The following is a 16,775-nucleotide window of genomic DNA, read 5'->3' as shown; positions in this document are numbered from 1 at the left end:
TCTGTTCATGCCCCTACTTTTTGTTATTAGCTCTTCTTCAACACCTTGAGCTGATCCGCCTCTTGGTCAAGAAGCACTTCAACGGTGTCACCATCTTGTACATTGCCAGCCAAGATTTCCTTAGCCAACCGGTCCCCGATTTCACGCTGAACCAAGCGACGCAAAGGACGCGCACCATAGGCAGGATCGTATCCGGTCAGGGCCAGCCATCCACTGGCAGCCTGATCAACCTCTAGGCTCAGACGACGTTCGGCAAGGCGCTGCGAAAGAAGCTCAATCTGCAGCTTCACAATGTTGCCCAACTCCTCCAGGCTCAGTGGATCAAACAGGATGACCTCATCCAAGCGGTTCAAGAACTCCGGCTTGAACGACGCATTGACGACGTTCATGACCGCGCTCTTTTTCTCCGCCTCTTCCATGCTTGGATCAACCAGGAACTGCGAACCAAGGTTGGAAGTGAGAATCAGGATGGTATTCCTGAAGTCCACTGTCCGGCCCTGCCCGTCAGTCAGCCGGCCATCGTCGAGCACCTGAAGCAGAATGTCGAATACCTCTGGATGCGCCTTCTCAACCTCATCAAGCAAGATCACCGAGTATGGGCGCCGACGCACTGCTTCGGTGAGCTGCCCGCCTTCTTCATACCCAACGTATCCCGGAGGGGCACCAACGAGGCGTGAGACTGCATGCTTCTCCGAGTACTCAGACATGTCGATTCGAACCATCGCACGCGGGTCATCAAAGAGGAAGTCTGCCAAGGACTTAGCCAGCTCAGTCTTACCAACACCGGTTGGCCCAAGGAACAGGAAGGATCCTGTAGGCCGGTTGGGATCGGCAATACCAGCACGAGTCCGGCGTACTGCATCCGAGACGGCGCTAACAGCTTGCTTCTGCCCCATCAACCGCTGGCCAAGGATCTGTTCCATATCCAGCAACTTCTGGCTTTCACCCTGAAGCATTCGACCCGCTGGAATTCCTGTCCACGCTGAAATGACTTCGGCGATGTCATCGGCAGTGACCTCGTCAGCGACCATGCTATCTTGGGTTGAGCGGTTCGCCTCGGCGAGCGCAGCAGCATCCAATTGCTTCTGGAGAGCTGGAATCTCTCCGTAGAGAAGACGTGAGGCCTTCTCCAAGTCACCTTCGCGCTGCGCCTTTTCTGCCTGGCCACGTAGCTCATCAAGTTTGACCTTGAGATCACCTACGCGGTTTAGTCCGGCCTTCTCCGACTCCCACTGAGAGTTCAGTGCGTCAAGAGTTTCCTTCTTGTCGGCCATGTCTTTGCGTAGTGCCTCCAAGCGCTCGATTGATGCTGGATCACTCTGGTCGGATAGGGCCAGTTCTTCCATGGTCAGTCGGTCCACTTCACGGCGCAGTTCATCGATTTCCTCTGGTGCTGAGTCAATCTCCATGCGCAGTCGGCTGGCTGCTTCGTCAACGAGGTCAATGGCCTTATCTGGAAGCTGACGCCCTGAGATGTACCGGTTGGATAGCGATGAGGCTGCCACGAGTGCGGAGTCAGCAATGGACACCTTGTGGTGCGCTTCGTAGCGTTCTTTGAGTCCGCGCAGGATGGCAATGGTGTCATCTACGCTCGGCTCTCCAACGTACACCTGAGCAAAGCGTCGTTCCAGGGCTGGGTCCTTCTCGATGTTCTCGCGGTACTCGTCCAAGGTGGTGGCACCGATCAGGCGCAGTTCACCACGGGCGAGCATTGGCTTGAGCATATTTCCGGCGTCCATAGCGCCTTCAGAAGCGCCAGCACCAACAACGGTATGGATCTCATCGATGAACGTCACGATCTGCCCGTCTGAAGATTTGATCTCTTCAAGAACAGACTTCAAGCGCTCTTCAAATTCACCACGGTACTTAGCACCGGCCACCATAGCACCCAGATCAAGGGAGATCAGGGTCTTGCCTCGCAGGGACTCGGGAACGTCTCCGGCAATCATGCGCTGAGCTAGCCCCTCAACCACTGCAGTCTTACCAACACCGGGCTCACCGATGAGCACAGGGTTGTTTTTGGTCCTGCGAGAAAGCACCTGGACAAGCCGACGAATTTCACGGTCACGGCCAATGACAGGATCTAGCTTGCCGGAGCGCGCCATAGCTGTCATGTCAGTGCCAAACTTTTCCAAAGATTGGAAAGTGGCTTCGGGGTTTGGATTATCAACCTTGCGGTCCCCACGAATGGTAGGCAAGGTTCCCACCAAGAGCTCGCGGGTAGCACCGAAGTCACGCATGGTTTCGCCGGCCTTGGTTTGATCCGAGGCCAGTGCGATGAGCAGGTGCTCGGTAGAAACGTAGGTGTCGCCCATTTCGGTCGCGGTTTCCTGGGCGTTGCTGACTACCTGCAAGAGCTGACGTGAGAACTGGGCCTGGGCCACTGAGCTACCCGAGCTTGATGGCAGCGCACTAATAGTGGCGCTAGCCTTCACTGACAGAGCATCAACATCAAGCCCAGCCGTTTTCAGCAGGGCAACAGCGACGGAGTCTCGCTGATCCAGAAGTGCCTTGAGCAAGTGCGCTGGTTCAATCTGCGCATTGCCTGCGGTGGAGGCATTCATACCGGAAGCTGAGAGAGCCTCCTGGCTCTTAGTGGTGAGTTTGGTGTCCACGCTCGTCCTTTCTCTCTTTGGGTGAACCCATAAACTTGAGTGTACTTAACTCAACTCTATTGTAGGTGACTTTATTCCAACCAGAAACACGTTGCAAGAGCCTTAGGATGAATCATGACCAATCCCGATACCCCCGAGGTGTACAGCTCGAATCACGACTCAATGATTCAGGTTTTCATTGATCAGCACCGGCAGATGCTGCACGACAGTTTGGAAACTCTCACGGAGTCTGAAGTACGTATGCAGCTAGTGAATTCCAAGACGACGTTACTTGGATTGCTCAAGCACGCCACCTTCGTTGAACGCGTTTGGTTCGGCGAAGCTGCCGCTGGGACCTCACGCAAGCAACTGGGAATCCCCGATAGCCCAGATGAGACCTTTGACCTCCTACCCACGGACAGCATTGAATCAGTGCAACGTGACTACACTCAGGCCATCGAACACTCTCGCAAAGTAGTACAGGGCACGAGTGGGGACGAGATCTTCCCAGGAAACCGACGAGGGCCACTACCGCTACGCTGGATTCAGCTCCACGTACTTCGTGAACTCGCTCAGCACTGCGGGCACGCAGATATCGTGCGTGAACAAATCATCGATGCACGCCAGTAGCACTCCCCAACCAACGGAAACGCAGCGAAGATGTCACTAACCCTCATCCCCATCCCCGCCCAAAAATTCTCATCATGGCTCAAGCGCAGTACCAGCGAATACGTCGCAGATCTCATCACTGCAGGTACAAGTCCGGCTAAAGCGCAGGACAATGCCGAACGAACCATGGCAGGATCATTTCCGGATTCCCTTCCCACCGATTCCAACGCGGTCTTCATTCTGGATCATGATGAATTTGGCGATGTCGGGTACCTCTGGATTGGTCGAGACACCTCCGAAGATCCAGCCTATTGGTGGCTGTGGGACATCATGGTGGATCCCGAATACCAAGGCAAAGGTTTTGGCCGGGAAGCTATGGAACTAGCGGAAGCCTACGCTCTCGCCCAAGGCGCAAAGACTCTTGGGCTAAGCGTCTTTGGGTTCAATCATGCTGCACGCGGCCTCTATGAATCCTTAGGATTCGAAACCACCAGCGTCAAGATGCGCAAAACGCTCTAGGATGGCCACATGATCCACGCTCACTCAGAACGCGCGAACACGAACCATGTATGTCACTAATCACATCTTCATCTGCACTGCGGGTCTTCCCAGCCACTGACAAAACACGTTAGGCTTGAAATACGTAAGGGAGTATTCATAAGCGTTTCACCCGTCAATACGTGGACCTTCATAGGTCTACCGGGTTTTACGGCCAGCTCTAAGCAGGCGAAGAGACTTACTCAAAATCGTCTAAACGCGCCTTACGAAAGTAGGACCTTCCATGGAAGTATCTGCCCTAATTTGGACCCTCACTGTGGTGCTCATTCTCGGCCTGTTGGCCTTCGATTATTTCTTCCACATACGCAAGGCCCACGTTCCGAACCTGCGAGAAGCAGCGATCTGGTCCAGCATTTATGTTGGCATTGCCCTGCTCTTCGGAGTCTTTGTACTGATCTTCGGCGGCATCGATATGGGCACCGAGTACTTCGCTGGTTACATCACCGAAAAAGCACTGTCGGTAGATAACCTCTTTGTATTCCTGATCATCATCGCTAGCTTCCGAGTCCCCCGTGAAGACCAGCAAAAAGTATTGCTCTTTGGCATCGTCTTTTCGCTGATTGCCCGCACCGGCTTCATCTTTGTTGGCGCAGCCCTGATCAACCAGTTCGCCTGGGTCTTCTATCTCTTTGGCTTGATCTTGCTGCTAACTGCAGGCAATTTGCTGAAGAAAGATGATGAATCTGATGAAGCCAATAACTTCATCATCCGTATCGCCAAGAAGCTGTTCCACACCACCGATAGCTACGACGGTGACAAACTTTTCACCAAGATTGACGGCAAAAAGTACTGACCCCGATGCTCCTGGTCATGGTGGCCATCGGTGGAACCGACATTCTGTTCGCTCTGGATTCGATCCCGGCCATCTTCGGCCTAACCCAGAATGTCTACATCGTCTTTACCGCGACAGCATTCTCACTTATGGGACTGCGCCAGTTGTACTTCCTTCTTGACGGGTTGCTTGATCGACTGATCTACCTGTCCTACGGTCTCGCAGCGATCCTGGCCTTCATCGGCGTCAAGCTGATCCTGCACGCACTGCACGAAAACAATCTGTCATTCATCAACGACGGTGAACACGTTCAAGTCATCGAAATTAGTACCGGATTGTCCTTGACCGTAATCATTGGTGCCTTGCTCATTACCGTACTTGCATCCCTGTTCAGCAAGGCCGGGAAGGCTCAGACTGCTATTGGCAACCTAGGACGTCACGCCAGTAGCTACACAGATCTGACCTACACCTCGGATCCAAACGAACGTGAACGCATCTACCAGGCCTTGCTTGAAGAGGAAGCCTACGTGAAGTCGATGGCCAAGAAATACCGGGACAAGGCCAAAGACGTCGAGAAGATTCGCGAAGAAGTTGCCGAAGCGCATCAGCAACACGAACACTATCTAAATAGCTAGCTTCTGCTTGCGCCCAAAGAATTGGCCACCATCTCCAGTCGGAGGTGGTGGCCAAATCTTTGCAGGAGTGCCTAACGGCGGATGCCAGCGATGTAGTAATCGGAAGGCACGATGACCTTGCCCAGTGGCATCAAGGAGATGGGGATCATCTTCAGGTTCGCGATGCCCAGAGGAATACCAACGATGGAAACAAACATCGGGATCGCAGTAACGATGTGCCCAATAGCAATCCAGATACCCGCAACGAGTACCCAAATAATATTGCCCAAAGTGGAGAAGGCACCGACCGGACCGCGATCGATGGCAGTGCGGCCGAACGGCCACAACGCATACCCTGCGATCCGGAACGAAGCGATGCCAAAGGGAATGGTTACGATCAGTAAGCAGCAAATAATGCCGGCCAAGACGTAGCCCAGCGCAAGCCAAAGCCCGCCGAACACCAGCCAAATAATGTTGAGAATACCGCGCACTAAATCAGTCATAGCTATATCTTCTTCCCTAGCTGGCCGTTGCACTATGGGTGATCCCCGGATTTTCCCCTAGGGTGTCCAATCCCCCACTTTCTGGCAAGCAACCGACCCCGTTGCTCCGCTAGGATTAATCATCATGAGCGAATCGAGCGATCAGCAGCGCCCTGCCGAAGGAACTGCCCCCAAGGACCCAAATCTCTTCCGCGCAGAACCAGTGTCGTTTGTGCGTCGTGGCAACCGTTTGCAAGGCCGTCGTGCCAGCGCATGGGAACGCAATGCCGAGCAGTACGTCATTGATCCGCCGCGCAAGATTGCCGACACCTCGGTTGCCGATGATTTTAAGCTAGACCCTGAGCAGGCCTTTGGCCGTAGCGCTCCACTCATCGTGGAGATCGGTACCGGCCTTGGAGAATGCATCGCTAATGCTGCCAAGGATGATCCTGAGCGTAACTACCTCGCAGTTGAGGTTTACCGTCCGGGACTTGCACAACTAATGCTGAAGGTTGAATCCTTCGAGATCAGCAACGTCCGCGCAGTTCAGGCCAACGCTCCGGAAGTTTTGGACGTGATGCTTGATGAGAATAGCGCCGATGAAATCTGGATCTTCTTCTCTGACCCTTGGCACAAGCCTCGCCACCACAAGCGCCGCTTGATCAAGCAGTCCTTCCTGGACAAGGTGTCGCGTGTGCTCAAGCCAGGTGGAACCCTGCGCTTGGCTACCGACTGGTCCAACTACGCGGAGCAAATGCGCGAAGTCTTGGAAGCCCATGCAGACTTTGAGAATCAGCATCCAGGCAACCTCGCGGGTGTTGAGAGCAACCTGACCAAGGTCCGCCGCGACGGCATGGAAGGCTTTGACCCTGAGCCAGAATTCCTTGATGAACAAGGTGGCTGGGCTCCGCGCTTTGAACGTCGCATCCTCACCAGCTTTGAAGGCAAAGCGCTGAAGGCTGGACGTCTCGTTTTCGATTTGGCTTACACCCGCGTCGGTTAATATCAACGACAAGAAGTGTTTGGTGGCCATGGAATCCATAGGATGGATTCCATGGCCACCTTTGCATCCGAAACCAATACGTACGCGCAGACTCCCACGATGGAATACGCCGGGGTACGCCTGGAACAGCTTTCCGTGGATCACGCCGACGACTTAGCCGAGGTGGTCACCGCCGGCGCGCTGGACAAGATTTGGTACACGTCCATTCCGTCAGCCCAACAGATGGTTGACGATATTAAGAATCGTTTGGCGCTACAGGATGCTGGGGTTATGGCGCCCTTTGCCATCATTGACGTCGCAACAGGTAAAGCGGTGGGTGCCACCACTTATCTAAACATTGACCAGCCAAATAGGCGCGTTGAAATCGGTGCAACCTACTTGTCGGTCGCTGCTCAGGGAAGCGGAATTAACCCGGCGGCAAAGTACTTGCTACTGCAGCGTGCCTTTGAAGAATTAGATTGTTACTCTGTAGCATTCTGCACCCACTGGCACAATGCTGCTTCTCGAGCCGCCATAACGCGCCTTGGTGCAAAGCAGGACGGTGTGCTGCGCAATCACAAATATGATCCAACAACTGGGACCTTGCGCGACACCGTGATTTTCTCGATATTGCCGCACGAATGGCCAGCGGTGCGCACCAATCTTCAGGCGCGTCTAGAACGCCACGGGCGACTCTAGCGGCCGATAGCCCGGCGGGTGGTAAACAACGTTACGGTCGGTTCACGACGTTCTGGGCGCATGCCACGAGCCAAGGAAACGACGTCACCCCCGGAAGTACCGGCGGCAAAGATGCGTGTTTGGCCACGGCGCACGGCGCTTAGTTCATTGCGCAGATCATTCACTTCAGTTTGCAGGTAGGCAACCTGATCTTGCAGATCCAGGATTCGCTTGATCCCCTCTAGGGAGACCCCGTCCTTGCTCAGTGTTTGAACTTGGCGCAGCAAGGAAACGTCACGCTGCGAATAGCGACGCTGCTTGCCGGACTGTCGACTGGGCGAGACTAAACCGATGCGGTCGTACTGGCGCAACGTCTGCGGATGCATATCTGCCAGTTGGGCGGCGACGGAAATGACGAATACAGGTCGCAGGTACTCACCGTTCACGTTGGTTCAACCACCTTTCATCCATGGCTTATTTGCTCCTAAGTCTCTAGTCACCGAGTCTATCTTTCCTGCCGTGCCACTTCGAGGGCACGGCAGGAAGGAAAGCGGACTTCCCTGTTTTAGAGCTTGGCCTTAGCGGCCAGGTCCTCTCGGGGATCTGCGTCCTGTGTTGCAGCAGCGAAGTCCTCGACTGCCTTCTTTGCAGCGTCCGACAGGTTCTGCGGAATCACTACATCCAAGATGATCAGCAGGTCACCAGTGGCCTTTGACGTCTTCACGCCGCGGCCCTTCAGCCGCAAGGTACGACCGGAGTTGGATCCTGCTGGTACCTTCATCGCCACGGTGTCGCCATCCAAGGTTGGCACATGGATCTTGGCGCCGAGTACCGCTTCGTCAAAAGTGACCGGCACGTGGACACGGATATTATTTTCTTCGCGCTTGAAGAAAGGGTGTTCCGCAACCTTGACCTTGACTAGCAGGTCACCGTTGCCGGCAGCTCCTGGCTGGCCCTTGCCGCGTACGCGAACGGACTGTCCGTCCTTGATGCCCGCGGGGATGCGCACATCGATGACTTCGCCGTTCTGCTCACGTAGCCCAATGGTCGTTCCCTTGATGGATCCGGAGAAGGAAATCGAGGTGTTCGCGGTGCGGTCCGCTCCCTTTCGTGGTGGTGCGCTTTGTCCGAAGCCACCGCCGCCACCACCAAATCCTCCCCCACCAAAGAGGTCGGAGAAGTCCGGCTGTCCGCCACGGGTTCGTGCCCCGCCTCCGCCACCAAAGAGGTTGGAGAAGATGTCGTCAAAGCCGGCTTGGCCACCACCCGGTGCGCCACCTGCGCCGCCAGCTGAGAAGCGTGCTCCGCCACCCATAGCGCGAATGGCGTCGTACTGCTCACGCTGTTCTTTATCGGCAAGCACCGAGTGCGCTTCGGAAATGTCTTTGAATTTCTGTTCAGCGGTCACGTCGCCCTGATTGGTATCAGGGTGGTACTTGCGTGCAAGTTTGCGGTACGCCTTTTTAATGTCCGCCTCATTGGCGTCCTTGGCGACGCCCAAAATGGCGTAGAAGTCTTTTTCGATCCAGTCCTGACTTGCCATCAGGGCCCCATCCTTTCAATGCCAATTCGAAACTGCCCACTGACGAAGTCTCGGCAGTGGGCAGTTTCAATTGTGTTATTCGTGGCTATTCGCCGGTTGCGACCAATACCTGCGCTGCGCGCAGGACGGTGGTTCCCTTGCGGTAACCGTTACGCAACACCTGACCCACATGGTCGGCTGGAATTTCCGGAACAGCCTGGCGAAGCAGTGCTTCGTGGATGTTCGGGTCGAATTCCACACCGGCCTCGTTGATGCGCTCCAGGCCATGCTGAACCAAAATGGTATCCAGCTTGTTGGCGATCGCAGCGAACGGTCCGTCGGTCAGATCCCCATGCGCCCGGGCTGCATCGATTTCATCGAGTACCGGAAGGATGGTGGTCAGCACCGACTGGACAGCGTTTTCGCGGGCCACGGCACGGTCACGTTCAACACGTCGACGGTAGTTGACGTATTCAGCCTGCAACCGAAGCAGGTCGTTGCGTAGCTCGGCCTCACCGGCGCTAGCAGCTTCCTGCGACTCGGCCGACTCGTCCACGCCAGCACCAGCCTCGTTCAGGATCGCCTCGGCCTGACCCAGGGCGTCAGCGGTTGGCTGCTCGCTTGCGGCCTCTGGCTGGTTCTCCGACTCAGTGTCGAAGTTTTCGTTCTGGTCTTTTGCCTCGGACATATTCCCCAACTCCCTACTTCTTGTCGGCTTCGTCTTCGTCGATTACCTCGGCGTCGACGATGTCTTCATCAGCGTTTGGAGCCTGCTCGCCTGCAGTTGCCTCAGCACCCTCAGCCGAAGCGTTGGCGTAGATAGCCTCGCCCAGCTTGGTCTGCGATGCCTGCAGCTTCTCGAACGCGGCCTTGACCTCGTCGTCGTTATCCTGCTTCTCAAGGGCAGCCTTCAGTGCGTCAACGTCGGCCTGGACCTCGGTCTTGACCTCTTCTGGCAGCTTGTCTTCGTTGTCCTTGATCAGCTTGTCTACCGAGTAGGCAGCCTGCTCAGCAGCGTTACGGGTCTCAGCTGCCTCGCGGCGAGCCTTGTCCTCCTCGGCGTGTGCTTCAGCTTCCTGAACCATGCGCTCGATGTCTTCCTTGGACAGTGAGGAACCACCGGTGATGGTCATCGACTGCTCGGTGCCGGTTCCCTTGTCCTTAGCGGATACGTGCACGATGCCGTTGGCGTCGATGTCGAAGGTGACCTCAACCTGTGGGATACCGCGTGGTGCTGGTGCGATACCGGTCAGCTCGAAGGTGCCCAGAGCCTTGTTGTCACGGGTGAACTCGCGCTCGCCCTGGAAGACCTGGATCGATACCGAAGGCTGGTTGTCTTCAGCGGTGGTAAAGGTTTCCGAACGCTTGGTTGGGATTGCGGTGTTGCGCTCGATCAGCTTGGTCATCACGCCGCCCTTGGTTTCAATACCCAGGGACAGTGGGGTGACGTCGATTAGCAGAACGTCCTTGCGCTCGCCCTTCAGTACGCCTGCCTGCAAAGCTGCACCAACGGCGACAACCTCATCAGGGTTTACGCCCTTGTTAGCTTCCTTGCCGGCCAGGTCCTTGACCAGTTCAGCAACGGCTGGCATACGGGTGGAACCACCAACGAGGATTACGTGGGCGATGTCCGAAACCTTAACGCCTGCTTCAGCGATAACGTCGTTGAATGGCTTACGGGTGCGCTCCAGCAGGTCCTTGGTGAGGTCCTGGAACTTAGCACGCGAAAGGTGCTCGTCCAGGTGCACTGGGCCTTCTGGGGTAACCGAAAGGTACTGCAGGGAGATGTTGGTGCTGGTAGCCGAGGAGAGTTCCTTCTTGGCCTGCTCAGCAGATTCCTTCAGACGCTGCAGGGCAATCTTGTCCTTGGACAAATCTGCACCCTTGGCCTTAGCCTGAGCCAGCAGCCAATCTACGATGCGCTGATCCCAGTCATCGCCACCCAAGCGGTTGTCACCAGCGGTGGAGCGAACCTGAATGGTGGAGAAGCCGTCGTCATCCTTGCCAACCTCAAGCAGGGAAACGTCGAAGGTACCGCCACCCAGGTCGAAGACCAAGATGAGTTCGTCTTCGTTGCCCTTTTCCAGGCCGTAAGCCAGTGCAGCTGCGGTTGGCTCGTTGACGATACGCAGTACGTTCATGCCAGCGATCTCGCCGGCTTCCTTGGTTGCCTGACGCTCAGCGTCGTTGAAGTAGGCAGGAACGGTGATCACTGCGTCGGTGACCTTTTCGCCCAAGTACGACTCAGCGTCGTTCTTCAGCTTCATCAAGGTACGAGCGGAAATTTCCTGCGCGGTGTACTTCTTGTCGTCTACGTCGATGGTCCAGTCGGTACCCATGTGACGCTTGACCGACGCGATGGTGCGGTCGATGTTGTTGACGGCCTGGCGCTTGGCGATGTCGCCAACCAGAACTTCGCCGCTCTTCGAGAAAGCAACGATTGACGGGGTAGTGCGGTTGCCTTCCGCGTTAGCGATAACGGTTGGCTCACCACCTTCGAGTACGGAAACTACGGAGTTGGTGGTTCCTAGGTCAATACCTACAGCACGCGACATAATGGCTCTCCTTTGCCTTGGTTGAAAGTACTAACGCTGAGGACGTTTATCCTCATTGAGCGTTCTGGACTCAAGTTTACTCAGCCGTTTTCGACTGTCAAATCAACTTGAGCCAACCTCACTCAACTTTGCGTTCTGCTCTGTTCAACGGGTGAGGTGAGCGAATAATTCCCCTACCGCAAAAAATTTCTCTCCCAGCTACGCGGACGCCACTAACTGCCCTAGATGCGATGAATCAAAGACTTCTTCCTGAATCCCAAGTTGTCGTGATGGGCTACAGAATTATCCAGCTGGCTTGGGCAATCACAACGTTATGTGACTTTCATAGGCGCCCAGCACAGTTAGTCCGAGGACCAAATCCACCGCGGGTTGCATTCCCTTACTTCCGCTTCGTGGGATCAATTTCCTACTTTGTCTTTGGCAACGAACAACCCACCCTTGCCGAGGCGAGGGTGGGTTGTTCGCTATGAGCGTGGCCAGCTATGTAGTTATTTGAATTGAGCTTCGCAAGAGCTGAGCAAGCGATCGGCTGATCAAATAACTAACCCAAGACTTTTAGTCGCTTTCAGCTTCCACGAGCACCGCGGCGGTGCGCGCAGGAATCGAAAGTTCGCCACTCTCGCTCTTGAAGGAAGTCGACTTTACTCGCTGATCGCTTCCATCTTCCAGTGCAGAGGCAAGCGAATACTCGCGCCCAACGAGGTCCTTAAGGGTTTGTGTTTTCTCTTCAGGAGAAGCGTTAAAAACGACCAAGGCCCCATCATGCTTGCTGTCCGCATCTGCACCCACGGTATCGTCAATGCGCATCACGATAATTCCCGGATCCGCCTTTGGACCGCTGAGCGGGAAGCTAACCTTCTGCTCAATCAGCTCGGCAGTTCCTAACCTCAAGAGGCCAACTTCATTGCGGGTACGCAAGAGGTCAAGAGCTGCACCTTCAGCTTGGGACATCGCTTTGGCATCTGGCTTGAGCTCAGGATCTTCCAACAGCGGTGCCATCAGATCCCATTTCTCACCGTTATCAGCCTTGGGAGGTAGACCAGAACCGAACGTATTTTCCTGGCCGGAGAAGTCGATTCGGTTAAACCAGTCCCCCGAGTCATAGCTATTTCGGTCTAGAGATTTTGAGCGCAACAGTTCTGTTCCGGCATGCCAGAAAGGAACAGCCTGCGAATACATCACCGCAGCTTGGGACAACGTATTCATTCGCACACGATCCTCCATGGAAGTTTCGAGAGGCAGCTTGAGCACGGTGAGATCGTAGAGTGTCTCGTTGTCGTGCGCATCAACATAGTTGATTACTTCTCCAGGTTGCGAGGCATAACCAGCAGCAGATCCGCGGTAATCCAATTCGTCACCACGGTGCACCTTGCCATCGGCAGCGAGGAATTCGAATCCGGCAAGATTGCCAGCCAAGCCCAAACGCACCAGGTCCGTTTCATGGCTTAGATCTTTGAGCGCTTCTTCGGTACTTCCATTAACCTCGTTCCCGTTAGGGTCTGTGCCCAGTCCGGTACCGAAGCCCTGACGGAAGGTTGATGATGAATCCACCGGACTGCCACCGTGGACCGCGTCGCGCAGCCGGTCGTTAAAGGTACCGATGCCGGTACCGTTGAGTTGACCTTGGGTGGCTTGATAGAACCGGGCGTTGTTGGCTACTTCCCCAAAGTTCCAGCCCTCGCCGTAGAGGTAGATGGACTTTCCATCCACACCATCGCGTGTAGGTGAGAGTTCATCTAATGCACTGCGCGCAGCCTCCATGGTTTCGCGTGAATGATGCCCCATGAGGTCAAAGCGGAAACCGTCAACCTTGTAGTCCTTGGCCCACAGCACCAGTGAATCAACCATGAGCTTCTGTGCGGCCGCATGTTCCGTCGCTAGATTTTCACAACAGGTCGAGGTTTCTACGTTGCCGGCGGCGTCCAGTCGGTGATAGTATCCGGGCACGATTTTGTCGAACACACTCTTCTCTGCCTGACCAGAGGCCGCGGTGTGGTTAAAGACCTGGTCCAACACAACTTCCAGTCCCATGCTGTGCAGGGATCCAACCATGCCACGGAACTCTTCTACACGCTGCGCTCCTTCGGGATTAGTCGCGTAGGATCCCTCCGGTGCCATGAAGTGGAAAGGATCATATCCCCAGTTGAATCCATCTTCGCCTGCATGAGCGGTGACGCATTCTTGCTGTTCACTTGAGGCGGCAGGCAAGGACTGCAACTTGCAGTCAGTTTCAGTTCGCTGCTTTTCATCCTCTTGGATTGTCGCGATATCAAAACTTGGCAGCAGGTGCACAGTGGTCAAACCTGCGTCCGACAGTTCTTGAAGTTGCTTGCTTCCTGCACCGTTGGCACCAAAGGCTCCAAAACGACCCCGAAGATTTTCTGTCACCGATGAGTCGGAGACTGAGAAGTCACGGATTTGAAGCTCGTAGATGCTGCGGTCCACATCTTTCTGAACATCATTTGCTTCGGCTTTGCGCCACTGCTTGGGCTGATGCTTAGGATCTTCCAAGTTCACTGCCACGGACTGAGTGGAGTTCGTCGTTAAGGCAACCGAGTAAGGGTCGGTGACAATATTGGTCTCGATCTTGCCGGTCTCGGGAACAAAGACCCGTACTTCCCACCGGTATTTGGCTTCCGCCATCTGTGGCTTACCGTTGACGGTCCATGCTCCACTAGCTGCGTCGTAGCTGGCTTGATGCCGGGTTGTCTTCTCGTTTTGGTCGGTGATCAACAGCGTCGTTTCATGGGCAGTGGGTGCCCAAAGCCTGAAGGTTGGTCGTTTGCCGGTGAAGCTCACGCCAAGTTCTACTTTTGAAGTGCCGTCGCATAGAGATCATCAATGGCACCGGAGGTTTGCAGTGCGGTGAATGCGGTGAGCTTCTTGGCTCCGTCTTGAACATCCCAACGCGCCAAGGCCAATTGTGAGCGCAAGACGGCTGCAGTAACTTCCCGCGACATGTTCACGCGCAGTGCGCGGTAGTCGGCTAGGTGTGGGAATTTCTTGCGCTGCGCTTCGGTGAGCCCGCTGATAACTCCTTTGAGTTCAATCGGTTTCGCTCCGGAAATTTCCTCCCCGTCCAACCTCAGCTTGGCATCTTTCGAAGCGTAGAGAGCATAGCTTTCCCCGCTACCTAAGTCTCGCGGGATGGCAATCGTATCGGCAGAGATCCACTGCGCTTTGGATTGCCCAACCCCGGCAATCGTCGCACTAGTGCCATCAACCTGCACTAGATGAGTTGTTGAATCGTAGCTGAAGGTTACCGAGTCGCCCGACTTGACCGAAAGACTGTAGTTTCCGCCTCCAAGGGCTCCGCCCAACCCATAGTTCTCATCCCAACCACCATTGTGTGCCACCTTGAACTCGTAGGTTCCAGTGGGGATCTTGTCGGTGGCGAACTCGTACGTTCCGTCCCCGTCAGCATCAGTCATCGCTGTTGCTGCACAGCTTGCTTCCCATTCGGTACCGCAACCCAGTTCATCTTGAAAACTGCCAACCAAGGTGACTGTGGGTCCGTTAGCCGAAGCGGCCACCAGAGCCAACGGTGAGACCGGCGCCAGCACCAGTACCGGAGTGGCAGTCAAAGCAGTCAGCCAGCGGCGCCATGTGCGCTTTGGGTACTGCGGGGGTGAATGATGTTGGCGCGCAGAGAAAGTAGCGCTAGTGCTGTTCACGAAATGCTCCATTGAATTCGACAGTGCTGATGGCGCGCCACAACAAGTGGCAGGCCAGTGATTCAGACCACACTACTTAGCAGTATTCACAGAGTGCAAGCGTTTTCAACATTTACATCAATAAGGAGGTCAACTGGCAATCTTTATGGAAGTTTTCCATCTTTTTCCATAGAAAACGCTTGCAGTAGAACCTCAAGACGAGGGACATCGCCCATCTTGATTGCCACTTTTTGAGCGCTTAAAACACGAAGCCCTGGACAGCTTTTGCTGTCCAGGGCTTCGTGATGACTATTTAGTTTTAGCGACCGCTAGTGGTCGGGCTCGAAGCGCGACGTGGTCCGCGTGAACGGCCACCGGTCGGTGCTGAAGCGTTGCGACCACCAGCACGCGATCCGCGTGAAGCGTTCGATGGACGCTCTGTGTTTGCACCGCGAGCTGAACGTGCTGGACGATCAGCGTTGCCACCACGTGCTTCGCGTGCTGGACGCTCAGACTGGCTCGATGCGCCGTCACGATCCGAGCGACGACGTTCGCCACCGCGGGACTGACCTTCGCCACCGCGAACATTGCGTCCGCCACCGCGGCCACCACGAGCGTTCGAAGATTCGCCAGCTGGCTTCTTCTTAGCTGGGTTACGGGTCTGCTGTGCTGGAGCAACGTAGGCAACGTGCTCAGCAACTTCGCCAACAACCTTGGCAACAACTGGCGAGTTCAGGTTGACCTTTTCGAAAGGTACCTTCAGGCCAGCCTGCTTCAGCAACGAAGCAACGTCGCCCTGCTGATCAGGGGTGCAAATGGTAACTACGGTTCCATCCGAACCTGCACGGGCGGTACGGCCCGAGCGGTGGGTGTAAGCCTTGTGCTCTGCTGGTGGATCAACGTGAACAACCAGTTCCACACCATCAACGTGGACGCCACGGGCGGCAACGTCGGTAGCTACAAGAACCTTAGCTTCGCCGGAAGCAAAGGCTGCCAGGTTGCGGTCACGGGCATTCTGCGAGAGGTTGCCGTGCAGGTCCACCGCTGGAACGCCAGCCTTGGAGAGTGCAAGAGCCATCTTCTTTGCGTGGTGCTTGGTGCGCATGAACATGATGCGGCGTGCGGTGCCCTGAGCCAGAATACGGATCAGTTCTTTCTTGTCATCGTTGCCGATAACAAAAACGTGGTGCTCCATGGTGTTCACAGCAGCCTGAGGCGCATCCACCGAGTGAATGGTTGGGTTGCTCAGGTAACGCTTGACGACCTTGTCCACGCCGTTGTCCAAAGTAGCAGAGAACAGCATGTGCTGGATGCCGGTTGGCATGCGGTCCATGATGCGGCGAACTACCGGCAGGAAGCCCATATCAGCCATGTGGTCGGCCTCGTCCAGCACCGAGATCTCCAGCTGGGACAGGTCAACGATCTTCTGCTTGATCAGATCATCAAGACGGCCAGGGCAGGCAATGACAATGTCAACACCGTCGTTCATGGCCTTTTCCTGGCGGCTCTGGGCCACGCCGCCGTAGATGACGGTGGTGCGCAGGCCGCTAGCCTTCGCCAGGGGATCGACAGTCTTCGCGATCTGGGTTGCCAATTCACGGGTTGGCGCCATGATCAATGCGCGGGGAAGCGGGCCTTGCGGCGCTGGGGACGCTGTGCCAAGCGAGCGACCAGTGGCAACGAGAAAGCCAAGGTCTTGCCGGAACCGGTCTGTCCGCGGCCAAGAACATCTCCGCCAGCCAATGTGGATGGCAAG

General features: G+C 55.6%; 14 protein-coding genes and 1 pseudogene. 5 read left to right on the top strand and 10 right to left on the bottom strand.

The features are described 5' to 3' along the window. Positions 1-26: 26 nt before the first annotated feature. Positions 27-2,615, bottom strand: a complete 2,589-nt coding sequence (gene clpB, locus N6V40_RS07030; RefSeq protein WP_131088930.1) for an ATP-dependent chaperone ClpB — start codon at positions 2,613-2,615, stop codon at positions 27-29. A 114-nt stretch (positions 2,616-2,729) separates the two neighbouring features. On the opposite strand from clpB, the gene N6V40_RS07025 reads away from it, so the two are divergent. From N6V40_RS07025 to N6V40_RS07015, 3 genes and pseudogenes are all read left to right on the top strand, one after another. Beyond that, positions 2,730-3,224, top strand: a complete 495-nt coding sequence (locus N6V40_RS07025; RefSeq protein ID WP_131088931.1) for a DinB family protein — start codon at positions 2,730-2,732, stop codon at positions 3,222-3,224. Positions 3,225-3,254: 30 nt separating this feature from the next. Then, entirely contained in the window at positions 3,255-3,722 is a 468-nt protein-coding gene (locus N6V40_RS07020) for a GNAT family N-acetyltransferase (protein ID WP_131088932.1), read from the top strand. A 262-nt stretch (positions 3,723-3,984) separates the two neighbouring features. Then, a pseudogene (locus tag N6V40_RS07015) lies at positions 3,985-5,168 on the top strand (TerC family protein). Positions 5,169-5,239: 71 nt separating this feature from the next. Here N6V40_RS07015 and N6V40_RS07010 read toward each other — a convergent pair. Beyond that, positions 5,240-5,650 (bottom strand): YccF domain-containing protein, encoded by a 411-nt coding sequence (locus tag N6V40_RS07010; RefSeq protein WP_131088934.1) that lies wholly within the window; start codon positions 5,648-5,650, stop codon positions 5,240-5,242. Between the two features lie 124 nt (positions 5,651-5,774). Between N6V40_RS07010 and trmB the strand changes: the two genes are divergently transcribed. Together trmB and N6V40_RS07000 are read left to right on the top strand one after the other, a co-directional pair. After that, complete coding sequence (gene trmB, locus N6V40_RS07005) at positions 5,775-6,632, top strand: tRNA (guanosine(46)-N7)-methyltransferase TrmB (RefSeq protein WP_131088935.1); 858 nt, start codon at positions 5,775-5,777, stop codon at positions 6,630-6,632. A 51-nt stretch (positions 6,633-6,683) separates the two neighbouring features. Further along, complete coding sequence (locus tag N6V40_RS07000; RefSeq protein WP_131088936.1) at positions 6,684-7,310, top strand: GNAT family N-acetyltransferase; 627 nt, start codon at positions 6,684-6,686, stop codon at positions 7,308-7,310. Here the strand turns inward: N6V40_RS07000 and N6V40_RS06995 are convergent. The 8 genes from N6V40_RS06995 to N6V40_RS17650 form a co-directional block, all read right to left on the bottom strand. After that, positions 7,307-7,735 (bottom strand): heat shock protein transcriptional repressor HspR, encoded by a 429-nt coding sequence (locus N6V40_RS06995; RefSeq protein ID WP_131088937.1) that lies wholly within the window; start codon positions 7,733-7,735, stop codon positions 7,307-7,309. The two genes, N6V40_RS07000 and N6V40_RS06995, sit on opposite strands and share 4 nt — an antisense overlap. Positions 7,736-7,854: 119 nt before the next feature. Then, positions 7,855-8,832 (bottom strand): DnaJ C-terminal domain-containing protein, encoded by a 978-nt coding sequence (locus N6V40_RS06990; RefSeq protein ID WP_131088938.1) that lies wholly within the window; start codon positions 8,830-8,832, stop codon positions 7,855-7,857. Positions 8,833-8,917: 85 nt separating this feature from the next. Further along, positions 8,918-9,499: a nucleotide exchange factor GrpE gene (locus N6V40_RS06985; protein ID WP_262199517.1), complete on the bottom strand. Its 582-nt coding sequence runs from the start codon at positions 9,497-9,499 to the stop codon at positions 8,918-8,920. A 13-nt stretch (positions 9,500-9,512) separates the two neighbouring features. Beyond that, on the bottom strand, positions 9,513-11,366 hold the full coding sequence (gene dnaK, locus N6V40_RS06980; protein WP_131088940.1) for a molecular chaperone DnaK: 1,854 nt from the start codon (positions 11,364-11,366) through the stop codon (positions 9,513-9,515). 555 nt (positions 11,367-11,921) lie between these two features. Further along, the gene (gene pulA / locus N6V40_RS06975; RefSeq protein ID WP_262199516.1) at positions 11,922-14,165 is read right to left on the bottom strand and encodes a pullulanase-type alpha-1,6-glucosidase; all 2,244 of its coding nucleotides are present in this window, start codon (positions 14,163-14,165) and stop codon (positions 11,922-11,924) included. An 8-nt stretch (positions 14,166-14,173) separates the two neighbouring features. Continuing rightward, entirely contained in the window at positions 14,174-15,040 is an 867-nt protein-coding gene (locus tag N6V40_RS06970) for a pullulanase X25 domain-containing protein (RefSeq protein WP_262199515.1), read from the bottom strand. A 298-nt stretch (positions 15,041-15,338) separates the two neighbouring features. Then, a complete protein-coding gene (locus tag N6V40_RS06965; RefSeq protein ID WP_396268509.1) occupies positions 15,339-16,631 on the bottom strand; it encodes a DEAD/DEAH box helicase in 1,293 nt (430 codons plus the stop codon). A gap of 2 nt (positions 16,632-16,633) precedes the next feature. Beyond that, on the bottom strand, positions 16,634-16,774 hold the full coding sequence (locus tag N6V40_RS17650; protein ID WP_396268507.1) for a DEAD/DEAH box helicase: 141 nt from the start codon (positions 16,772-16,774) through the stop codon (positions 16,634-16,636). Position 16,775: the final 1 nt, after the last annotated feature.

Source organism: Glutamicibacter sp. M10, assembly GCF_025452055.1.
In the GTDB taxonomy this organism is placed as follows: Bacteria; Actinomycetota; Actinomycetes; order Actinomycetales; family Micrococcaceae; genus Glutamicibacter.
This window is presented reverse-complemented; position numbering and strand designations above follow the sequence as displayed.